Raw genomic sequence first — 20,097 nt, forward strand, 5'->3', positions numbered from 1 at the left:
CGCAAAAAGGGCAGAACCAGTGGTTCTGCCCTTTTTTTATGCACGTTTGAATGAAAATCAGCCGGCCAGGCGCTGGCATAGCTGCTGAAGCACCGTAAACGCATACGGCGAGGCGACCGTTTGCACGAAACGCATGAAGTCGACGGCCGCTTCTTCGTTGGCGTTGTCGGAAATGGTGCGCATGACCGTAAACGGCACGCCCAGTTCAAAACACACTTGCGCCACGGCGGCACCTTCCATTTCGACGGCCAGCAGGTCGGGAATATCCACTTTGAGTTGGTGCAGATGCGCGGCGCTGCTGATGAACTGGTCGCCGCTGGCGATCAGGCCGCGGTGGACTTGCGCGTGCTGCAAGCCAAACGCCGCGATATCGGCCGCCTTGAGCACGCTGGAAACATCGTCACGCAAAAAATCGTCCGCGGCAGCTGCCAGTTGCGTGCTCAGTTCCAGGTCCGTGGCAAAGCGCTGCAGTCCCGTCAGCGGTACTTCGAAACGGGGAAACAAAGGGCGGGCATCCATATCGTGCTGCAGCAAGGCTTCGGCCACCACGATATCGCCCACTTTCACGTGTTTATCCCCACTGCCGGCCACGCCGGTGAAGACGATGTGGGTAACTCCATACTTTTCCACAAGGATAGAAGCTGTCATGGCAGCGGCAACCTTGCCCAGACGCGACAGGACGCACACAGCGTCGATATTCCACAAGGTCCCCAGGGTGTAGTCGCGCATGCCGTGCGAACGCCTCTGGGGCCCTTGCATGGCTTCTACCAGCCCCTGCTGTTCTTCGTGCAAGGCACTGATGATGCCTAAACGCATTTTTGTGTGTGATTTCATGCTGTTTTTACAGGTTTTTTGAATTGCCAGACGGTTTACAGGGTGAAAACAGCCGTTTCGGTGACTTTTCCACCGTTCGCGTTTGTCTCTGTGTTTTAAATAAAGATGTATACATAAAAATAGTAGTGATAGTAAACGGCCATTTTTTTGTGGATAAGTCGGTATACCGTATAAGAATCATCTACTTGGCGCACAAAAAAGTAGGCGCACAAGCATTGTATCGAGCGAGGACTTGTTTGGGATAAAAATCGGGCTGTGGACAAAGATCGACTTTTCCCACATCTCATCCTGTGGATATGCAGGCACTTATCCACAGTGCTTGGCAAAAATCACGGGTTTTCTTGCTGTAGTGGCATGTTTGACGTGCTTCGTATGCTCAGATCCCTGTTTGGCAATCAAGTTTGGCAATTAAGCTTGAGCGACCACGGGCGCTGTTCTTTTGCGAACGTTGGCATCGAGGTGATTCCTGCAAGACGGTTTGGCAGTGGGTCGCGATGTCGCCGTTGGCTTTTTTTTTGGGATGCTTTTTGCATGCTTTTTGAAAATATCCCCGGACTTCCGCTTTTTTTATCGGTTTACAATAGATCTTTATATAAAAATAGTAGTAATAGTAAACGCGGTTTTTTCTGTGGATAAGTCGCTTTTTTTCAACAGGATCAATCGTTTACGCGAAAAATAAAGCGTGCATAATCGCTGTATCACGCGAGGAGCAAAATTGTATAAAATGCGGGCCTGCGCAAAAGTTCGTGTTTACGCACAAGTCATCCTGTGGATATCAAGTGACTTATCCACAATCGTTGTAAATCCCCCCTCTTTTCGACATTGAACGGCTTGCTGGCACTGTGCCCGGTCAGGTCTGTTGACGTTTCCATTTTGCAAAACGGTTTGGCAGTGCTGTGTGCGTGATGCCGGCCGTGCCGGTTTTCGTCGCTCAGTTGTTGGCGCGATTTTTTTTGTCAGCCAAAGCAGCTTGTCGGCTTTTTTCGAGGACACAGGCTTGTGAACCTTTTCGATGGCGGAGGGCAGGCAAAGCGTGCTTGTCGGGTTTACCTTAACAAGTTCGTATACAAGAATAGTAATAGTAGTTAACGGTGGCATCTTCTGTGGATAAGTCCTGATTTATCCTTGTAAACAATCGCTTGGCGTGCGGATAAGCGCTGAGTAAGGGGTGTATCTGCCTGGGACGGTTTCTGGACAAAAAAACGCTGCCGAAAAAATTTTTCGTTTACACACATATCGTCCCTGTGGATATCCATACGGTTATCCACAGCTCGCAGACCCTGTTTTTGCCCGGCTTTTGAGCGTGTCGCGCCGCTTGCCACGAATAATGTCGCCCTGGCCCGGCACTGGTGGTAATCTCAATGCGGCTCAACAGCCATGCATGCATGAAGAAAGACAGACTCTGGTAACGGGACGCGGCGGGGAGACACGCCGCGCGACAGCTTGATGGCATACCGAAAGGAGCTTCATTGGAATCGGCAGGCGAATACGACTACATCATCGTGGGTGGCGGTACGGCAGGTTGCGTGCTGGCCAATCGGCTCACACGCGACAAGGATGCCCACGTTTTACTCGTGGAAGCGGGCGGCAAGGACGATTACGTGTGGATACACATCCCCGTCGGCTATCTGCATTGCATCGGCAATCCCCGCACGGACTGGCTGTATTCCACGCAGGCGGACGCGGGCCTGGGCGGGCGCAGCCTGATGTATCCGCGCGGCAAAGTCCTGGGCGGCAGCTCTTCCATCAACGGCATGATCTACATGCGCGGCCAGGCCGGCGATTACGACCACTGGGCCGACCTGACGGACGACGCTTCCTGGCGCTGGGATAAAGTCTTGCCGCTATTTAAGCAAAGCGAAGATTACTACGGTGGCGCGTCGGAAAACCATGGCGCGGGCGGCGAATGGCGCGTGGAAAAACAGCGGCTATCCTGGGATATTTTGAATGCGTTCCGCGACGCGGCGCAGCAGGTCGGCATTCCGAAAACCAGCGATTTCAACGGTGGCGACAACAGCGGCAGCGCGTATTTCGACGTCAACCAGCGCCGCGGCATCCGCTGGAATACCTCGAAAGCGTTTTTGAAACCGGCGTCGCGGCGCCCGAATCTGACCATCATGACGGGTTGTCACGTGGAACGTCTGCTGCTGGAGACGACAGAATCGGGACCGCGTTGCACGGGCATCGTGTTTACGGGCGGCGGCACGCAGTGGCAGGCGACGGCCAAACGGGAAACCTTGCTGACGGCGGGCGCCATCGGTTCGCCCCAATTGCTGCAACTGTCCGGCATCGGCCCGGCCGCCTTGCTGCGCGAACACAGCATCACGCCCGTGCTGGACTCTCCTGGCGTGGGTGGCAATTTGCAGGATCACTTACAGCTGCGCATGGTCTTTAAAGTGCAGGGCGTCAAGACTTTGAACGTGATGGCCAGCAATATTGTCGGCAAGATGCAGATCGGCTTGCAATATGCACTATTTCAGAGCGGGCCCATGTCGATGGCACCGTCGCAGCTGGGCGCGTTCGCCAAGTCCGATGCGCAGCAAGCCACGCCGAACCTGCAATACCACGTGCAGCCGCTCTCCCTGGACAAATTCGGCGAGCCCTTGCACGCGTTTCCCGCGTTTACGGCCAGCGTCTGCAATCTGCGCCCCACCTCGCGCGGCCACGTGCACATCGCCTCGGCCGACAGCTATGCGGCGCCGAAGATCGTGCCCAATTACCTGAGTACCGAGCCGGACCGCAAGGTTGCGGCCGACGCCTTGCGCTTGACGCGCGCCATCGCCGCCGCGCCGGCCCTGAAAAAATTTGCGCCACAGGAATACAAGCCTGGCGTGCAATTCCAGAGCGAGGAAGAGCTGGCGCAGGCGGCCAGCCAGATCGGCACCACCATCTTTCACCCCGTGGGCACGTGCCGCATGGGCGTGGCAGGCGATGCGTCGAGCGTGGTCGACAGCCAGCTGCGCGTGCTCGGCGTGGGCGGCTTGCGGGTGGTTGATGCCTCCATCATGCCGTACATTACTTCTGGTAACACGAACTCGCCCACCGTGATGATTGCGGAAAAAGCGGCACAAATGATACATGCGGCCTGGAAATGACTGTGGCAAAGCACGGGTTTGCGCTATTCGGGCTGGCGCAAAATCCCCGTAGTTATACTGTATTGTGCGTTAAATTTAAGTTGTGTATTATAAAAATGACTAAGTAGTACAAAAAGTACAACTAGGAGACACGATGTCAAACGTAATCTTGGAAACAAGAAATTTGACCAAGGAATTCAAGGGTTTCACCGCAGTGAGCGAGGTGAACCTGAAGGTAGAGCGGGGCCATATCCACGCCTTGATCGGTCCTAACGGCGCCGGCAAGACCACGTGTTTCAACTTGCTCACCAAATTCCTGGTCCCCACCGGTGGACAGATCCTGTTCAATGGGAAAGATATTACGGCAGCCAAACCGGCGCAGATCGCCCGCATGGGCGTGATCCGTTCCTTCCAGATTTCCGCCGTCTTCCCGCATCTCTCCGTGCTGCAAAATGTGCGTATCGGCTTGCAGCGCCAGCTGGGCACCTCGTTCCACTTCTGGCAAAGCGAGCGTTCCTTGAACCGGCTCAATGACCGCGCCATGGCCTTGCTGGCCGAAGTCGACCTGACGGAGTTTGCCGACACCATCACGGTCGACATGCCGTACGGACGCAAGCGGGCGCTGGAAATTGCCACCACCCTGGCGATGGAACCGGAAATGATGCTGCTCGACGAGCCGACCCAGGGCATGGGCCACGAAGACGTGCACCGCGTCACCGAACTGATCAAGAAAGTCTCGGTCGGCCGCACCATTTTGATGGTGGAACACAATATGAGCGTGGTCTCTGGCATCTGCGACAAGATTTCCGTCCTGCAGCGCGGCGCCATGCTGGCCGAAGGCAGTTACGCGGAAGTGTCGCGCAATCCGCAAGTGATGGAAGCGTACATGGGCACCACCCACGCCGAACTGGAAGGGGCACATTGATGACCGCTAGCAACAAGGCACCCGCGCTGGAAATTGCACAACTGCACACCTGGTATGGCGAATCGCACATCCTGCACGATGTGAACTTGAAAGTGGAGCAGGGCGAAGTGGTGACTTTGCTGGGCCGTAATGGCGCCGGCCGCACGACCACCTTGCGTGCCATCATGGGGCTGACGGGCGCACGCACGGGTTCCATCAAAGTCAATGGCGTCGAAGCGATAGGTTTGGCCACGCACAAAATCGCCCACCTGGGCATCGGCTATTGTCCTGAAGAGCGCGGCATATTTTCCTCGCTGTCGACGGAGGAAAACCTGATGCTGCCGCCGACCCTGGCCAGCGGCGAGAAGGGCATGTCGGTCGAGGAAATCTACGCCATGTTCCCGAATTTGCAGGAACGCCGCCACAGCCAGGGCACGCGATTGTCGGGCGGGGAACAGCAGATGCTGGCCGTGGCGCGCATCCTGCGCACGGGCGCGCGCCTGCTGCTGCTCGATGAAATTTCCGAAGGCCTCGCGCCCGTCATCGTGCAAGGGCTGGCGCGCATGATCACCACCCTGAAAGCGAAGGGTTACACCATCGTCATGGTGGAACAGAATTTCCGGTTTGCCGCACCGCTGGCGGACCGGTTTTATGTGATGGAGCACGGTCAGATCGTCGAGACCTTTGCTGCATCCGAACTGGAAGCCAAGATGCCGGTATTGACCGAGCTGCTTGGCGTGTAATGCCCATGTAGTTCTGTATCGTCGTCGAGCAATCGTTTAAATAGCAAACAATAATCCCAACGGAGACACTATGAAACGTAACGCTATCGCCATTGCCACCGCCACTCTTTGCGCACTGGGCTTTTCCGCTGCAGCGCACGCCCAGGTATCGGGCGACACCATCAAGATCGGTTTTATTTCCGACATGTCGGGCGTGTATTCCGACGTCGACGGCCTCGGTGGCGCGGAAGCCATCAAGATGGCGATCGCCGATGCCGGCGTGGTACTGGCCGGCAAGAAGGTGGAGTTCATTTCCGCCGACCATCAAAACAAGGCCGACATCGCCGCCTCCAAGGCGCGTGAATGGTTCGACCAGCAAGGTGTCGACATGCTGATCGGCGGCACCAATTCCGGCGCCAGCCTGGCCATGGCCAAGGTGGCGGCAGAAAAGAAAAAAATCTTCATTGCCATCGGTGCCGGCTCCTCGCGCCTGACGAATGAAGAATGCACACCCTACACCGTGCATTACGCCTACGACACGGTAGCGCTGGCGCGCGGGACGGGCGGTACCATCGTCAAGCAGGGCGGCAAGAGCTGGTATTTCATGACGGCCGATTACGCGTTTGGCCATTCGCTGGAAAAAGACACGGCCGAGGTCGTCAAGGCGGCCGGCGGCAAGGTGCTGGGCAGCGTCAAGCATCCGCTGGGCGCCTCGGATTTCTCGTCCTTCCTGCTGCAGGCGCAAGCGTCCAAGCCGCAAATCCTGGGCCTGGCCAATGCCGGCGGCGACGCCATCAACAGCATCAAGGCGGCCAACGAATTCGGTCTGACGAAATCGATGAAGCTGGCCGGTCTGCTGATCTTCATCAACGACATCCATTCGCTGGGCCTGAACCTGACGCAAGGCATGTACCTGACCGATGGCTGGTACTGGGACTTGAATGCGGACACGCGCGCCTGGTCGAAACGCTATTTCGCCAAGATGAAGAAGGAACCGTCGATGCTGCAGGCGGCCGACTATTCGGCCGCGGCGACCTACCTGAAAGCCGTCAAGGCGCTGGGGACGGATGACACAGAGAAAGTCATGGCGTATCTGAAGAAGACCAAGATCAACGACATGTTCACGCAGAATGGCGAAGTGCGTCCCGATGGCCGCATGGTGCACGATATGTATTTGATGGAAGTCAAAAAGCCATCCGAGTCGAAATACCCATGGGATTACTACAAGGTGGTTGCCACCGTGCCCGGTGCGCAAGCGTATGTGACCAAGGCGGAATCGAAGTGTTCGCTGTGGAAGTAAGGCTGTAGCAACATCCATGGAGTACCCGCCGCTGCGCGGGTGCTCCGTCCTGCACTTCGCTCGCAGGGTTCGCCTTGCGCCGCCGCACCAGTCTGGTCTGCGGTGGCGTGTTTCCCTTGATACCACACCGCTATCCGGCGGTGCTTTTTATACTGTGATGCCATGGAAATTTTCGGCGTTCCAATACAAGCGATGATGAGCCAGCTGCTGCTGGGTCTCGTCAACGGCTCGTTCTATGCCATGTTGTCCCTCGGTCTGGCCGTCATCTTCGGCTTGCTTAACGTTATTAATTTCTCGCACGGCGCCATGTACATGATGGGCGCCTTCCTGGCCTGGATGGGCCTCAGTTATTTCGACATCAATTACTGGGCCATGCTGGTCATCGCCCCGATCCTCGTCGGCCTGGTCGGCATCCTGATCGAAAAGACCATGCTGCGCTGGCTGTATAAACTCGACCACCTGTATGGCTTGCTGCTGACCTTTGGCATCACCCTGATCATGGAAGGCGTGTTTCGCTCTTTCTATGGCGTCTCGGGCCAGCCGTATGCCGTGCCTGAAGCGCTGGCCGGCGCGACGGACCTCGGTTTCATGATCTTGCCGAACTACCGCGCCTGGGTGGTGATCGCCTCGCTCTCCGTCTGCCTGGCGACCTGGTTCGTCATCGAAAAAACCAAGCTCGGCGCCTACCTGCGGGCCGGCACGGAAAACCCGAAACTGGTGGAAGCGTTCGGCATCAACGTGCCGCTGATGGTGACCTTGACCTTCGGCTTCGGCGTGGCGCTGGCCGGTTTCGCCGGCGTGCTGGCAGCACCGATCATCCAGGTTTCGCCGCTGATGGGCTCGAACCTGATCATCGTCGTGTTTGCCGTGGTGGTGATCGGCGGCATGGGTTCCATCATGGGCTCGATCCTGACGGGCCTGGGCCTGGGCGTGATCGAGGGCCTGACCCGCGTGTTCTACCCGGAAGGCTCGGCCACCGTGGTCTTCGTGGTGATGGTCATCGTGCTGCTGCTGCGTCCCGCCGGCCTGTTCGGCAAAGAAAAGTAATCCTCATCAGTCATGTATTGGAGCTACCACGATGAATAAAAATGTAGGCTACGCCATTGCCTTGCTGCTGGCGTTGGCGGCCCCGTTTTACGGCTATCCCGTCTTCCTGATGAAGTTGCTGTGCTTTGCCCTGTTTGCCTGCGCCTTTAACTTGCTGATCGGCTACACGGGCTTGCTGTCGTTTGGCCATGCGGCCTTCTTTGGCGGCGCCGGCTATGTCACCGGCTACGCGCTGCGCACCTGGGGCTGGCCAACGGAACTGGGCTTGCTGGCCGGCGTCGCCACGGGTGCCTTGCTGGGCCTGGTGATCGGCGGTCTGGCGATCCGCCGCCAAGGCATTTACTTTACGATGATCACCCTGGCGCTGGCGCAGATGGTGTACTTCCTCGCCTTGCGGCTGCCATTCACGGGCGGCGAAGATGGCTTGCAGGGTGTTCCACGTGGAACCTTGCTGGGCATGATAGATCTGGGCAATGACACCGTACTGTATTACTTCGTGCTGGCCATCTTCATCGCCGGCTTCGCCCTGATCGTACGCACCATCCACTCGCCGTTCGGCCAGGTGCTCAAGGCGATCAAGGAAAACGAACCGCGCGCCATCTCGCTCGGTTACGACGTCAACAAGTACAAGCTGATGGCCATCGTGCTGTCCGCTTCGCTGGCGGCACTGGCCGGCGCCACGAAGACCCTGGTGCTGGGCTTTGAAACCCTCACCGATGTGTACTGGGGCATGTCGGGCCTGGTCGTGCTGATGACCTTGGTGGGCGGCATGGGTACCTTGTCCGGTCCCATCCTTGGCGCCGTGCTGATCATCGCGCTGGAAAACAAGCTGGGCGATGTCGGCACCTATCTGGCCACGCACACGGGCATCGAGTGGTTCGGCACCCTGGGCGAATCGGTGGGTATGGTCACGGGCGTGATTTTCGTCATCTGCGTGCTGCTGTTCCGGCGCGGTATCGTCGGCGAAGCCATCGCGCGCTTCGGCGGCAGGCCAGCCAAAGCCGCTGTCTGATTTTCAAGCAACGCCGGACGATTCGTCCGGCGTTTTTCATTGTGCGTCCACTGTTACCTCAACGGAGAGAACCACCATGCAAATGACGATCACGCGCGCGGGCACGACTGGCATGCGCCTGTGCACCTTGCTGGCATTGGCAGCCTGCGGCAGCAACCATGCACCGGAAGAGCTGAACCAGATGCCCGGCTACCTGGGCAGCATCACGCGCGCCGACTACGACGGCAAGACGAATGACTTACTCACGGCCGGCCTGGGCAAGACGGGGCTGGCCGGCGCCGCGCCCGCGTATGCGAATACGGAACAGCCGACGCCGCTCGAACTGCGCCGCAATGCCATCTACGCCAACTACCGCGCCGTGCTCGACATTGCCGTCAACAGCGGCTATGGCACCCTGTACGGACCGAACGTGGATGCGTCCGGAAACGTGGGCACGGGCGAGGGCCTGGTGGCGGGCAGCGAATACATCGCCTATGCCGATGATGGCACGGGCAAGAAGAATGTCACCTTGATGGTGCAGGTGCCGGCCAGCTTCGACCCGGAGCGGGCCTGCATCGTCACGGGCACGTCCAGCGGCTCGCGCGGCATCTACGGCGCCATCGGCAGCTCCGGCGAATGGGGCTTGAAGAAAGGCTGCGCCGTGGCGTATGCGGACAAGGGTTCCGGCACGGGCCTGTATGGGTTCGAGGACGACAGCGTCAATCTGCAGAATGGCGTGCGCGCGGGCAGGGTGGCCGCCGGCAAGAGCGCGCTCTTCGCGCCGGACTTGAGCGACGCCGACCGGCTGGCCTGGGCTAGCGCCAACCCGAACCGCATCGCCTTCAAGCACGCGCACTCCCAGCAGAACCCGGAGAAGGATTGGGGCAAGGTGACCTTGCAAGCGGTCGAGATGGCGTATTACGTCTTGAACGAGCGCTATGGCGTGCTGGCGCGCGACGGCAGTGCGCGCATCGTGCGGCTGACGCCGAAGAACACCATCACGATCGCCTCGAGCATTTCCAACGGCGCCGGCTCGGCTTTGCTGGCAGCGGAACAGGATACGCAGGGCTTGATCAGCGGCGTGGCGGCCAGCGAGCCACAAGTCCAGCCGGCGGCATCGACTGCCTACAGCGTGCGCCAGGGCGGGGTGGTGGTCGCCAATCCCGGCCGTGCGCTATTCGACTACGCCACCTATGCGGCCCTGTACCAGCCGTGCATCGCGTCCGTGGCCGGCAATGCGGGACGCTGCACGGCGCTGGTAGCCAAGGGCTTGCTGAACGGCGCCGACCTGGCGGCGCAGCAGGCGGACGCGAAGCAGCGCTTGCGCGCGTATGGCTGGTTGCCTGACTCCGACCCGCTGCAGGCGGCGCACGCGGGCACGAACATCCTGGTGGCCGTCACGTATGCCTATGCCTACGGAAAATTCTCCGTCACGGACAAGGTCTGCGGTTTTACGTTTGCACAGACCGATGGCAGCGGCAATCCGATTCCGTTGACCACGGCGCAAAAGGCGGCCAGCTTTGCCGCGCAAAACGGCATCCTCGGCAGTGTCGTGTACGAGAACAGCGTGGGCGGCGCCAAGGGCTACACGGCCGGCGTGTCGCCGTCAAACAGCCTGGCGGACCAGTCGCTCGATGGCTTCCTGTGCCTGCGCAGTCTGGCGACGGGGCGCGACGCCGTCAGCGGCGCCAACTTGCAGGGGACATTGGCTGCGCAAAGCGTGCGCGTGCGGGCAGGCGTGGCCGAGGTCGCGGCCAGCGGCAAACTGCATGGCAAGCCGGCCATCATCGTGCACGGTCGCAGCGATACCCTGATTCCCGTCAATCACGCGTCGCGCGCCTATCTTGGCCTGAACGCCGCCGTGGAAGGGAGTAGTAGCAAACTGCGCTATATCGAGGTGACCCATGCCAACCACTTCGATTCCTTCAGCAGCGCCTTGCCGACACTGATCGTGCCGCTGCACGTGTATCTGAACCGGGCACTCGATGCCATGTATGCGCATTTGTCCGCCAAGCAAGCCTTGCCACCCTCGCAGGTAGTGCGCACGGTGACGCGCGCCGATGCGTCGACCTTGATCACGACTGTCAACGTGCCGGCGATAGCGTCGACCCCTGCGGCAGGCAATGCGATCAGTGTGACGGGGACGGTGGTGGATGTGCCCGACTGAGTCTCATAGCGCTGCCGCATAGATGGCGCGGGCATCCGCGCGCGTGACGACGCGCGGATTGTTGCCCAGCAAGCGCGTCTGCAGCATGGCATCGTCGGTCAGCCGGTCCAGGTCGCTGGCCGCGATGCCAACCTCGCGCAGGGTGCGCGCGATGCCGGTGGCCAGGGCAATATCTTGCATGGCGTCGATCAGGGCCACGGCCCGCGCTTCCTCGCTGCCCACGATGCCGGGCTGCAAGACGGCCGCCAGTTGCGCATACAGCGGTGCCGCGTGAGACAGATTGAACCGCAGCACGTGCGGCAGCACCAGCGCATTCGACAAGCCGTGTGGCACGTGGAACAAACCACCGATGGGATAAGCGAGCGCATGCACGGCGGCCACCGGTGCATTGGCAAACGCCTGGCCGGCCAGCATGGCGCCGAGCAGCATGGCCTGGCGCGCCGGCAAGTTGCCGCCATCGCGGCAGGCCGTGACCAGGTTGCTGGACAGCAGCGACAGTGCCTGGGTAGCCAGCATGTCGGACAAGGGATTTTTCAGCAGGCGGCTGGTGTACGCTTCGATCGCATGCACCATGGCATCGATGCCGGTGGCGGCCGTCACGGCAGGCGGCAAGCCCAAGGTCAGGCTGGCGTCGAGGATGGCCAAGTCCGCATACAGTTGCGGCGCGACCACACCCATCTTGCTGGTGGCGCCCGTGGTGACGATGGCGATGTGCGTCACTTCCGAACCCGTGCCGGCCGTGGTCGGCAATTGCACCAGGGGCAGGCGCTGGCCATGGACATTGCCGATGCCATACAGTTGCGTCAGTTCCTGGTGCCCGGGGGCCAGCACGGCGATCAGCTTGGCCACGTCCAGCGAGCTGCCGCCACCGAGGCCGATAATTAGTTCCACGTGAAACATCTGCGCCTGGGCCACGCCGGCCAACACGATGGCTTCGGGGGGATCGGCTTGCACCTCGGCAAAGATGTGGACCTCGATCCCCGCCGCCTGCAAGCTGTTCAGGGGAGCATCGGCCAGGCCCGTGCGCAGAAAACCCGCGTCGGTGACGAGCAAAGCGCGGCGCACGGTGGGGAAGTGATGGGCGATGTGCGCGCCCAGTTGGGCGGCGGCGCCTGGTTCAACGATCAGATGGGGCACGGTGCGAAACTGGAAGGCGGACATGCAGACTCCTGACAGTGAGGACAGAAGCCAAGCTTACTCCGCTTTCCCGCCGTGCGCATGTTTCACGTGGAACCAGAAGCGGGGCTTACTCCCACTCCAGCGCGCCGCGTTTCCATTCATATGCCAGGCCGATGGCCAGTACGCTCAAGAAACCCATGACGGCCCAGAAACCGTGCAAACCCAGTTCGTTGACGTTGGCCGCCCACGGCATCAGGAAGATCACCTCGATATCGAACAGGATGAACAGGATGGCGACCAGGTAGAAGCGGATGTCGAACTTCATGCGCGCGTCACCGAATGCTTCGAAGCCGCATTCGTACGGCGACAGTTTTTGTGGATCGGGTTTGTGCGGACCGAGCACGCGCCCCAATAGCATGGGCACGATGCCGACCAGGATGCCGATCAGAATGAACAGCAGGACGGGAAAATAGTTATCGAGGAGCATGGGGATTCCTCTCAGTGGCTGGACGACAGCTTCATCAGTACGATGCCGCACACGATGAGGACGGCGGCGCACACGCGCAGGGTGTTGACTTGCTCGCCCAGAAAGACGATGCCGACGATGAAGGCGCCGACGGCGCCGATGCCGGTCCAGATGGTGTAGGCCGTGCCCAGGGGCAGGGTGCGCATGGCAATCGACAGCAAGCCGAAGCTGGCGATCATCATGACGATGGTCATGACGGAAGGGGTGAGTCGGGTGAAACCCTCGGAGAGTTTCATCGAGTATGCCCACACGACTTCAAGCATGCCGGCAATGAGTAACAGTATCCAGGCCATGGCGGCTCCTTATACAGAGCGGGCCGTCCCGGTGTGTGCCCATGATGGGGGAGGCCGTCCTCCTGGATGATCGTCACTATGGCCACTGGCGTGACCACACTTGCGGACGATGCGGCAATTGTAGCAAACATTCACAAGCACCGCAGCCCCAGCGCAGGCCAGTGACGTGTTCCACGTGAAACAGAAACGGCCGTTTGCTTGCCACTGCTGAGTAAAAATTAAGCAAAAATTGGCCCGAGGAAGGTTGCGCTCGCAAAAAGACACTATAATCGGAGCTCTATTCCCGCATTTTTACTTGCACTGTTACCTATTTATCATGTTATTTCCTACAGAATTCGACGTCATCGTTGTCGGTGGTGGTCACGCCGGTACCGAGGCGGCCCTCGCTTCTGCCCGCATGGGGCAGAAGACGCTATTGCTCACGCATAATATTGAGACACTGGGCCAGATGTCGTGCAACCCCTCCATCGGTGGCATCGGCAAGGGCCACCTGGTCAAGGAGGTCGATGCCATGGGCGGCGCGATGGCGATTGCCACCGACGAGTCCGGCATCCAGTTCCGCATCCTGAACTCCTCGAAAGGCCCGGCAGTCCGCGCCACGCGCGCCCAGGCCGACCGTATTTTATACAAGGCCGCCATCCGTACGCGCCTGGAAAACCAGCCGAATCTGTGGCTGTTCCAGCAAGCGGTCGATGACCTGATCGTCGAAGGCGAGCGCGTCGTCGGCGCCGTGACGCAGATCGGTTTGAAGTTCCTGTCGCGCGCCGTGGTGCTGACGGCTGGCACTTTCCTAGATGGCAAGATCCACGTGGGCTTGAATAACTACTCGGCCGGCCGCGCCGGCGATCCGCCCGCCATTTCGCTGTCCGCCCGCTTGAAGGAATTGAAGCTGCCGCAGGGCCGCTTGAAAACGGGCACGCCGCCGCGCATCGATGGCCGCACGATTGACTTTTCCGTGATGCAAGAACAGGCGGGCGACCTCGATCCCGTGCCCGTCTTTTCCGTCATGGGCAACACGGCCATGCACCCGCGCCAGGTACCGTGCTGGGTCACGCACACGAATAGCCAGACGCACGACATCATCCGCGCCGGCCTCGACCGTAGTCCCATGTACACGGGCGTGATCGAGGGTGTGGGCCCCCGCTATTGCCCATCCATCGAAGACAAGATCCACCGTTTCGCGGGCAAGGAATCGCACCAGATCTTCCTCGAGCCGGAAGGCTTGACGACGCATGAGTTCTATCCGAACGGCATTTCCACCAGCCTGCCGTTCGACGTGCAGATCGCCCTGGTGCAATCGATGAAGGGCATGGAAAACGCGCACATCCTGCGCCCCGGCTACGCCATCGAATACGATTATTTCGACCCGCGCGGCTTGAAAGCCTCGCTGGAAACCAAGGCCGTGGCGGGCCTGTTCTTCGCCGGCCAGATCAACGGCACCACCGGCTACGAGGAAGCGGCCGCGCAAGGCATGCTGGCGGGCCTGAATGCCGCCTTGCTGACGCAGGACAAGGAAGCCTGGGTGCCGGGCCGCTCCGAGGCGTATCTGGGCGTGCTGGTCGACGATCTGATCACCCAGGGCGTGCAGGAACCGTACCGCATGTTCACCAGTCGCGCCGAGTACCGCTTGAGCCTGCGCGAAGACAATGCCGACATGCGCCTGACGGAAATCGGCCGCACCCTGGGCTGCGTCGGCGACGCCCAATGGCAAGCGTTCGAGACCAAGCGCGAAGCGGTGGCGCTGGAACTGCAGCGCCTGCGTTCCACGTGGGTCAATCCGCGCATCCTGGCGGCCGCCGAATCGGAACGCATCGTCGGCCAGGCCATCGAGCGCGAGTATTCGCTGGCCGACTTGCTGTGCCGCCCGAATGTCGCCTACGACACGCTGATGAGCATGACGGGCATGGAAGGCCAGGCCCTGGCCGGCCCCGGCGTGCAGGACCCCGCCGTGCGCGAGCAGGTGGAAATCCAGCTCAAATATGCGGGCTACATCGAGCGCCAGAGCAAGGAAATCGAGCGTCACGAACACTATGAAAACCTGGCCTTGCCGGCCGGTTTTAATTACCTCGATATCGGCGCGCTGTCGGTCGAAGTGCGGCAAAAACTCGACAAGCAGCGCCCGGAAACCCTGGGCCAGGCCTCGCGCATTTCGGGCGTGACGCCGGCGGCGATTTCGCTGCTGCTGGTGCATTTGAAAAAGCGCGGCTTCGGTGCAGGTCAGGCCGAAATACAGACCACCACTTTAAAGGACGAGGTTGTTGAATGAAGCAGTTTGACCGGGCCGCACTGGCCCCCATTTTGAATGAAGGCATCGCCGCGCTGGGGCTGGACCTGAGCGCGGATCAGACGGAAAAACTGCTCGATTACCTGGCCTTGCTGGCCAAATGGAACAGCGTGTACAACCTGACGTCGGTGCGCGAGCCCCTGCAGATGCTGACCCTGCACGTGCTCGATTCGCTGGCGGCCGTGCCGGCGTTTGCAGACGCGAAGAATGTGCTCGACGTGGGCGCCGGTGGCGGCTTGCCGGGCATGGTCCTGGCCATCGCGCGGCCCGACGTAAAAGTGTCGATGATCGACACGGTGCACAAAAAGACGGCATTCCTGACGCAAGTGAAGGCCGAACTGGGCCTGGCCAACGTCACCGTGTACACCAAGCGCGTGGAGCAGCTGGAAGTGGCGCAGAAATTCGATGTGATCACCTCGCGCGCCTTTGCCGACCTGTCCGACTTCGTCAACTGGTCGCACCACGTGCTGGCCGAGGGCGGGCAATTCATCGCCTTGAAAGGGGTGGCACCGCCAGACGAGCGCGAGCGACTGCCGGCAGACTGGAAAGTGACGCAATTACGCGCCATTCAGGTACCAGGGCTAAATGCAGAGCGTCATCTGGTTTTTATAGCAAGAATGTAAAGGCCAGAAAATTAAACGGTATAAATGATATAAACCGTATAAACGATTTATATCGTATAAATGAAATAAACAGTATAAATCGTTTCGGCCGGATGCCGAAGCGCACGATGAAGTTTGCATCTCTTTACAACTAGAAGATACATGGCCAAAATTTTTTGTGTAGCAAATCAAAAGGGTGGTGTTGGTAAAACCACAACCAGCGTCAACCTCTCCGCCGGTCTGGCCAAGTTGAACCAGCGCGTGCTGCTGGTCGACCTCGACCCGCAGGGCAATGCGACCATGGGTGCCGGCATCAACAAGGCCGGCCTGAAGGCGTCCACCTATGAAGTCATGCTGGGCGAGTCCGATGTCAAAACGGCACGCCAGCGTTCGGAAGCGGGGCGCTTCGATGTCCTGCCGTCGAACCGCGAACTGGCCGGCGCCGAAGTGGAGATGGTCGAACTGGACAACCGCGAGCGCCGCCTGAAGGATGCGCTGGCCGAAGTGGACAGCGAATACGACTTCATCCTCGTTGATTGCCCACCGGCATTATCGATGCTGACCCTGAACGGCCTGTGCGCCGCGCATGGCGTGATCATCCCGATGCAGTGCGAGTACTACGCGCTGGAAGGCTTGTCCGACCTGGTCAACACCATCAAGAAGGTGCATGCCAACCTGAACCCGGACTTGAAGATCATTGGACTCTTGCGCGTGATGTTCGATCCGCGCATGACATTATCACAACAAGTGTCGGCCCAGCTGGAACAGCATTTCGGCGACAAGGTCTTCAAGACCATCATCCCGCGCAATGTCCGTCTGGCCGAAGCGCCATCGTACGGCTTGCCCGGCGTGACCTTCGACCCCAGCTCGAAAGGCGCCCAGGCGTATATCGCCTTCGGCGCCGAGATGGTCGAGCGCATTAAACATATGTAAACAAAGGGCGAGCGACTCTGATGGAATGATGTGAGCGCTCACTCAGAAAACACGATTAGGACAGCATGGCTACGAAAAAATTAAAAGGACTGGGTCGCGGACTCGACGCCCTCCTGGGTGGCGGCGGCGACTTTGCCAGCCCGGACACGCATCAACCCTCCAGCTTGCCCGTGTCGCAAATGCAAGCCGGCAAATACCAGCCGCGCACGCGCATGGACGAAGGGGCCTTGAACGAACTGGCCGCCTCGATCAAGGCGCAAGGACTGATGCAGCCTATCCTGGTGCGCCCGATCGGGCAAGACACCCTGAGCGGACTTGTTAAATATGAAATTATTGCCGGTGAACGCCGTTTCCGCGCCTCGCAACTGGCCGGCCTGACGGAAGTGCCGGTGCTGGTGCGCGATGTGGACGACCTGGCCGCCGCCGCCATGGCGCTGATCGAGAACATCCAGCGCGAAGACTTGAATCCCCTGGAAGAGGCGCAGGGTATTCACCGCCTGATCGCTGACTTCAGTTTTACGCATGAGCAAGCGGCCACTGCGCTGGGACGCTCGCGCAGCGCCGTGTCGAACCTGCTGCGCCTGATGAACCTGGCCAGTCCGGTGCAGACCATGCTGATGGCCGGCGATATCGACATGGGTCATGCGCGCGCCTTGCTGGCCGTCGATGCGGCCAGCCAGATCACGCTGGCCAACCAGGTCGTGGCCAAGCGCCTGTCGGTGCGCGAAACGGAAAAGCTCGTCACCCGCACGGTCGAGGAAGCGGCCAACCCGGTCGAACCGCGGCAAAAGGAAAAGTCCGGCGACATCGCGCGCCTGGAAGAAGAGTTGTCCGATGCGCTGGCCACGCCCGTGGTGTTCAAAATGGGCAACAAAGGCCGTGGCCAATTGGTGATCGATTTTGCCGATCTTGACGTGCTCGATGGTTTGTTGACCCGCTTGCGTGGTTAAATAGCAAGCGGCAAAGACATGGGGAGTGCGGTGTGGACAATCCAGCCATGCTTTCCAGATGCACCACGTGATTCCTTGATAACACGGCTGGAAGCGGCCAGACAAGCGACTTTGCCATATAGTGGTGCAAATGGCGGCGAATAGTCGGTAAAGCGTCAGTTTCACGCCGCAATCGCCCTGCTGCGGTGCAGCAACGTTTGACTCTATAGATCAAAGCCAACTATAATCCCGTGTCTTTGCGTGTGTAGATTTTTTTGGGAACCTGGCAATTGAGTGATTCACAACAAAGTATTGCCAAGCCCGTCTACAAAGTAGTTGCCTTGCAGTTAGCAATCGTGATCAGCTTTGCCACGCTCACCGTGTTTTTCGGTGGTAGTGTGAGAGGCTGGTCCGCCGCATGCGGCGGTGCGATCGCCGTCGCTGGCAGTCTGGCGTATGCCTTGCTGGTGGTGCGCGGTAGTAGCGACGCCAAAAAGGCTTTTCGCGCGCACTTGCGTGCGGAAATGGTGAAAATATTTCTTACAGCGGTGCTGTTTATATTGGCACTGGTGTTGTTTCAGTCGGCCGCCTGGTTATGGCTGATCTTGGGTTTCGCGGTGGCAACCTTAGCATACTGGTTTTCATTGCTCGCTGTTTAATCATTGGTTTTGGGGCCTGTTGTGCTCTGAAACGACAAATCTAAATTCATTATGACCACAGAACACGCTATTGAAGCGGGCCATGCTGCCCCGGCCAACGCCACAGAATACATCAGCCACCATTTGGCCCACTTGAAAAGCGCCGATGGCGCCTTCAACCTGGACACCTTCTGGGTGTCTGCCATCATGGGCTTTGTTTTCCTTGCCGTTTTCTACATGGCTTCGCGCCGCGCGACGGCCGGTGTTCCTGGCAAATTGCAAAACTTCGTCGAAATGATCATGGAAATGGTCAATGAGACTATTAATGGGGCCTTCCACGCAAAAAGCAAGATCATCGCGCCGCTGGCCATCACGATTTTCGTGTGGGTCTGGTTGTTGAACGCCATGGACTTCTTGCCGGTGGACTTGCTGCCGACGGTGTTGAGCTGGTTTGGCGTGCACAAGCTGCGCGTGGTGCCGACCGCCGACGTGAACCATACTTTTGCGATGTCGTTCTCGGTCGTTCTGTGCATTATCGCGTTTTCCGTCAAGGCCAAGGGCCTGGGCGGCTGGATCAAGGAATTGTTTACCGCGCCGTTCCATGCAAGTGGCATCATCGGCACGATCTTGTTGGCACCAGTTAATTTCTTGCTGCAAATGGTTGAGTTGGTTGCAAAACTGATCTCCCTGTCGCTGCGACTGTTCGGCAATATGTATGCCGGCGAGCTGATTTTCATCTTGATCGCGTTGTTGCCTTGGTGGGCACAGTGGGCGTTGGGTGGTCCATGGGCAATTTTCCATATCTTGATTGTAACTTTGCAAGCTTTTGTGTTTATGGCGTTGACGGTTGTGTATCTGAGCCTTGCGGTTGAGAAACATTAATCAGCAACTTTATATTTTGTTTTTTTAGTATCTTTCGTTTTTAAATTTAGGAGAATTTTATGCAAGCTCTGATCGCACAAGTACAAAGCATGACCGTTCTGGCAGCAGCAATCATCATCGGCCTGGCCGCAATCGGCACCGCTCTGGGCTTCGCTATTCTGGGTGGCAAATTCCTGGAAGCTTCGGCACGTCAACCAGAACTGATGCCACAACTGCAAACCAAACTGTTCGTTATCGCTGGTCTGCTGGATGCTATCTCGATGATCGGCGTTGGTATCGCTCTGCTGTACACGTTCGCTAACCCGTTCCTGTCCGCTCTGACGGCTGTTGCTCAGTAATTCGCTCCAACCCTAGGAGAAACTTTTAGTTAGGAGCAAAGGTATGGACATCAATATGTCGCTCATCGGCCAGATGATCACCTTCGCGGTGTTGGTCTGGTTCTCGATGAAGTTCGTATTTCCAGCGCTGAACACAGCGCTGGATGAGCGTGCCAAACGAATCGCGGATGGATTGGCTGCGGCCGATCAAGGTCAGGCTTCGATGGCTGTCGCTGAAAAGCGTGCGCAAGAGGCATTGAACAGTGCACGTGAAGAAGCGTCGCAACGCGTTGCGGACGCTGAAAAGCGCGCGCAGCTGGTTGCTGAAGAGATCAAGCAAAATGCACAAGCTGAAGCGGCGCGTATCATTGCGCAAGCCCAGTCGGACGCGGAACAGCAACTGTCGAAAGCACGCGAACAATTGCGCGCTCAGGTGGCTGACCTGGCTGTCAAGGGTGCCGAGCAGATCTTGAAGCGTGAAGTCAACGCTACGGCTCACGCCGAAATGTTGCAGCGTCTTGCTGTCGAGCTGTAA

Annotated in this window: 19 protein-coding genes; 15 read left to right on the forward strand and 4 right to left on the reverse strand. The window is 59.0% G+C overall.

Features of this window, described 5'->3' with window-relative positions; translation table 11 throughout:
• Positions 1-57: 57 nt before the first annotated feature.
• Positions 58-834 (reverse strand): 5'-methylthioadenosine/adenosylhomocysteine nucleosidase, encoded by a 777-nt coding sequence (locus C8C92_RS01675; protein ID WP_116742859.1) that lies wholly within the window; start codon positions 832-834, stop codon positions 58-60.
• Positions 835-2,303: 1,469 nt separating this feature from the next.
• On the opposite strand from C8C92_RS01675, the gene C8C92_RS01680 reads away from it, so the two are divergent.
• The 7 genes from C8C92_RS01680 to C8C92_RS01710 all read left to right on the forward strand — a co-directional run bounded on the left by C8C92_RS01680 (position 2,304) and on the right by C8C92_RS01710 (position 11,039).
• Entirely contained in the window at positions 2,304-3,929 is a 1,626-nt protein-coding gene (locus C8C92_RS01680) for a GMC family oxidoreductase N-terminal domain-containing protein (RefSeq protein WP_116742860.1), read from the forward strand.
• 133 nt (positions 3,930-4,062) lie between these two features.
• The gene (locus C8C92_RS01685; protein WP_099761182.1) at positions 4,063-4,833 is read left to right on the forward strand and encodes an ABC transporter ATP-binding protein; all 771 of its coding nucleotides are present in this window, start codon (positions 4,063-4,065) and stop codon (positions 4,831-4,833) included.
• Complete coding sequence (locus C8C92_RS01690) at positions 4,833-5,555, forward strand: ABC transporter ATP-binding protein (protein ID WP_071080021.1); 723 nt, start codon at positions 4,833-4,835, stop codon at positions 5,553-5,555. The genes C8C92_RS01685 and C8C92_RS01690 overlap by 1 nt, the downstream gene beginning before the upstream one ends.
• A 70-nt stretch (positions 5,556-5,625) precedes the next feature.
• Positions 5,626-6,834 carry an ABC transporter substrate-binding protein gene (locus C8C92_RS01695; protein ID WP_116742861.1) on the forward strand — a complete coding sequence of 403 codons (1,209 nt, stop codon included), beginning with the start codon at positions 5,626-5,628 and terminating at the stop codon, positions 6,832-6,834.
• Positions 6,835-6,996: 162 nt separating this feature from the next.
• Positions 6,997-7,881 (forward strand): branched-chain amino acid ABC transporter permease, encoded by an 885-nt coding sequence (locus tag C8C92_RS01700; RefSeq protein WP_034752662.1) that lies wholly within the window; start codon positions 6,997-6,999, stop codon positions 7,879-7,881.
• Between the two features lie 31 nt (positions 7,882-7,912).
• Positions 7,913-8,893 carry a branched-chain amino acid ABC transporter permease gene (locus C8C92_RS01705; protein WP_099761176.1) on the forward strand — a complete coding sequence of 327 codons (981 nt, stop codon included), beginning with the start codon at positions 7,913-7,915 and terminating at the stop codon, positions 8,891-8,893.
• A gap of 76 nt (positions 8,894-8,969) precedes the next feature.
• Entirely contained in the window at positions 8,970-11,039 is a 2,070-nt protein-coding gene (locus C8C92_RS01710; protein ID WP_116742862.1) for a 3-hydroxybutyrate oligomer hydrolase family protein, read from the forward strand.
• A gap of 3 nt (positions 11,040-11,042) precedes the next feature.
• Here the strand turns inward: C8C92_RS01710 and C8C92_RS01715 are convergent, their stop codons facing one another.
• The 3 genes from C8C92_RS01715 to sugE form a co-directional block, all read right to left on the reverse strand.
• Positions 11,043-12,200: an iron-containing alcohol dehydrogenase gene (locus C8C92_RS01715; RefSeq protein WP_116742863.1), complete on the reverse strand. Its 1,158-nt coding sequence runs from the start codon at positions 12,198-12,200 to the stop codon at positions 11,043-11,045.
• Positions 12,201-12,285: 85 nt separating this feature from the next.
• Positions 12,286-12,645 carry an NADH-quinone oxidoreductase subunit A gene (locus C8C92_RS01720; protein WP_116742864.1) on the reverse strand — a complete coding sequence of 120 codons (360 nt, stop codon included), beginning with the start codon at positions 12,643-12,645 and terminating at the stop codon, positions 12,286-12,288.
• An 11-nt stretch (positions 12,646-12,656) separates the two neighbouring features.
• Positions 12,657-12,977, reverse strand: a complete 321-nt coding sequence (gene sugE, locus C8C92_RS01725) for a quaternary ammonium compound efflux SMR transporter SugE (RefSeq protein ID WP_071080016.1) — start codon at positions 12,975-12,977, stop codon at positions 12,657-12,659.
• A 316-nt stretch (positions 12,978-13,293) separates the two neighbouring features.
• Between sugE and mnmG the strand changes: the two genes are divergently transcribed.
• From mnmG to C8C92_RS01765, 8 genes are all read left to right on the forward strand, one after another.
• Complete coding sequence (mnmG, locus tag C8C92_RS01730) at positions 13,294-15,243, forward strand: tRNA uridine-5-carboxymethylaminomethyl(34) synthesis enzyme MnmG (protein ID WP_116742865.1); 1,950 nt, start codon at positions 13,294-13,296, stop codon at positions 15,241-15,243.
• A complete protein-coding gene (gene rsmG, locus C8C92_RS01735) occupies positions 15,240-15,884 on the forward strand; it encodes a 16S rRNA (guanine(527)-N(7))-methyltransferase RsmG (RefSeq protein WP_116742866.1) in 645 nt (214 codons plus the stop codon). The genes mnmG and rsmG overlap by 4 nt, the downstream gene beginning before the upstream one ends.
• Positions 15,885-16,025: 141 nt before the next feature.
• Positions 16,026-16,796, forward strand: a complete 771-nt coding sequence (locus C8C92_RS01740; RefSeq protein WP_096232943.1) for an AAA family ATPase — start codon at positions 16,026-16,028, stop codon at positions 16,794-16,796.
• 65 nt (positions 16,797-16,861) lie between these two features.
• The gene (locus C8C92_RS01745; RefSeq protein ID WP_099761160.1) at positions 16,862-17,746 is read left to right on the forward strand and encodes a ParB/RepB/Spo0J family partition protein; all 885 of its coding nucleotides are present in this window, start codon (positions 16,862-16,864) and stop codon (positions 17,744-17,746) included.
• Between the two features lie 269 nt (positions 17,747-18,015).
• Positions 18,016-18,384 carry an ATP synthase subunit I gene (locus tag C8C92_RS01750; protein WP_071080011.1) on the forward strand — a complete coding sequence of 123 codons (369 nt, stop codon included), beginning with the start codon at positions 18,016-18,018 and terminating at the stop codon, positions 18,382-18,384.
• A 51-nt stretch (positions 18,385-18,435) separates the two neighbouring features.
• Positions 18,436-19,245, forward strand: coding sequence for a F0F1 ATP synthase subunit A (gene atpB / locus C8C92_RS01755; RefSeq protein WP_071080010.1), 810 nt, complete (start codon positions 18,436-18,438; stop codon positions 19,243-19,245).
• A 59-nt stretch (positions 19,246-19,304) separates the two neighbouring features.
• Entirely contained in the window at positions 19,305-19,583 is a 279-nt protein-coding gene (gene atpE / locus C8C92_RS01760) for a F0F1 ATP synthase subunit C (RefSeq protein ID WP_071080009.1), read from the forward strand.
• 43 nt (positions 19,584-19,626) lie between these two features.
• A complete protein-coding gene (locus C8C92_RS01765) occupies positions 19,627-20,097 on the forward strand; it encodes a F0F1 ATP synthase subunit B (protein ID WP_099761157.1) in 471 nt (156 codons plus the stop codon).

Source organism: Janthinobacterium sp. 78, assembly GCF_003096775.1.
GTDB classification, from domain to species: domain Bacteria; phylum Pseudomonadota; class Gammaproteobacteria; order Burkholderiales; family Burkholderiaceae_D; genus Janthinobacterium; species Janthinobacterium tructae.

Coding starts and splice junctions, on each gene's coding strand:
- C8C92_RS01675 (WP_116742859.1), bottom strand. CDS start 834: ATGAAATCACACACAAAAATGCGTTTAGGCATCATCAGTGCCTTGCAC.
- C8C92_RS01685 (WP_099761182.1), top strand. CDS start 4,063: ATGTCAAACGTAATCTTGGAAACAAGAAATTTGACCAAGGAATTCAAG.
- C8C92_RS01690 (WP_071080021.1), top strand. CDS start 4,833: ATGACCGCTAGCAACAAGGCACCCGCGCTGGAAATTGCACAACTGCAC.
- C8C92_RS01695 (WP_116742861.1), top strand. CDS start 5,626: ATGAAACGTAACGCTATCGCCATTGCCACCGCCACTCTTTGCGCACTG.
- C8C92_RS01700 (WP_034752662.1), top strand. CDS start 6,997: ATGGAAATTTTCGGCGTTCCAATACAAGCGATGATGAGCCAGCTGCTG.
- C8C92_RS01705 (WP_099761176.1), top strand. CDS start 7,913: ATGAATAAAAATGTAGGCTACGCCATTGCCTTGCTGCTGGCGTTGGCG.
- C8C92_RS01710 (WP_116742862.1), top strand. CDS start 8,970: ATGCAAATGACGATCACGCGCGCGGGCACGACTGGCATGCGCCTGTGC.
- C8C92_RS01715 (WP_116742863.1), bottom strand. CDS start 12,200: ATGTCCGCCTTCCAGTTTCGCACCGTGCCCCATCTGATCGTTGAACCA.
- C8C92_RS01720 (WP_116742864.1), bottom strand. CDS start 12,645: ATGCTCCTCGATAACTATTTTCCCGTCCTGCTGTTCATTCTGATCGGC.
- sugE (WP_071080016.1), bottom strand. CDS start 12,977: ATGGCCTGGATACTGTTACTCATTGCCGGCATGCTTGAAGTCGTGTGG.
- mnmG (WP_116742865.1), top strand. CDS start 13,294: ATGTTATTTCCTACAGAATTCGACGTCATCGTTGTCGGTGGTGGTCAC.
- rsmG (WP_116742866.1), top strand. CDS start 15,240: ATGAAGCAGTTTGACCGGGCCGCACTGGCCCCCATTTTGAATGAAGGC.
- C8C92_RS01740 (WP_096232943.1), top strand. CDS start 16,026: ATGGCCAAAATTTTTTGTGTAGCAAATCAAAAGGGTGGTGTTGGTAAA.
- C8C92_RS01745 (WP_099761160.1), top strand. CDS start 16,862: ATGGCTACGAAAAAATTAAAAGGACTGGGTCGCGGACTCGACGCCCTC.
- atpB (WP_071080010.1), top strand. CDS start 18,436: ATGACCACAGAACACGCTATTGAAGCGGGCCATGCTGCCCCGGCCAAC.
- atpE (WP_071080009.1), top strand. CDS start 19,305: ATGCAAGCTCTGATCGCACAAGTACAAAGCATGACCGTTCTGGCAGCA.
- C8C92_RS01765 (WP_099761157.1), top strand. CDS start 19,627: ATGGACATCAATATGTCGCTCATCGGCCAGATGATCACCTTCGCGGTG.